The organism is Planobispora longispora (assembly GCF_016863135.1).
Lineage (GTDB): Bacteria > Actinomycetota > Actinomycetes > Streptosporangiales > Streptosporangiaceae > Planobispora > Planobispora longispora.
On record NZ_BOOH01000117.1, the window covers coordinates 1 to 655 of the forward strand.

Genomic DNA, 655 nt, shown 5'->3' on the forward strand with positions numbered 1-655 from the left:
GGTCTCCCCGCTCGCCGCGTTCGGCCTTGAGCCGGGTGACCAAAGACGCCGCCTGGGTGCGCCGCTGCATGTCGAGCTTGCCCAGCAGGTTGGAGACGTAGTTCTTGACCGTCTTCTCCGCCAGGAACATCCGCTCGCCGATCTGGCGGTTGGTCATCCCCTCGCCGATCAGCTCCAGGATCTGCCGCTCCTGCGCCGACAGGGCCGCCAGCGGGTCCTTCCTGCTCTCCTGCTCGCGCAGGCGCGCCAGCATGGCCGCGGTCGTCTGGGGGTCCAGCAGCGACTGGCCCGAGGCCACCGTGCGCACCGCGCCGACCAGATCGGAGCCGTGGATCTGCTTGAGGACATACCCTGACGCGCCCGCCATCACCGCGTCGAACAGGGCGTCGTCGTCGGCGAAGGAGGTCAGCATCAGGCAGGCCAGTCCGGGCAGGGCCGAGCGCACCTCCCGGCAGACGTCCACGCCGTTGCCGTCGGGCAGGCGCACGTCCAGCACCGCCACATCCGGCTGCAACGCGATGATCCTGGCCACGGCCGACTCGGCCGTGCCGGCCTCCCCGACCACCTCGATGTCGTCCTCGGAGTCCAGGAGCGCGGCCACGCCGCGCCGTACCACCTCGTGGTCGTCCACCAGTACCACGCGAATCACACTCAT

The 655-nt window shown here is 70.1% G+C and carries 1 protein-coding gene; it reads right to left on the reverse strand.

Going from position 1 to position 655, the window contains the following annotated elements; translation table 11 throughout:
- Positions 1-655 (reverse strand): response regulator (locus tag Plo01_RS39855; protein ID WP_275415465.1); only part of this gene is annotated, 655 nt, incomplete at its 3' end.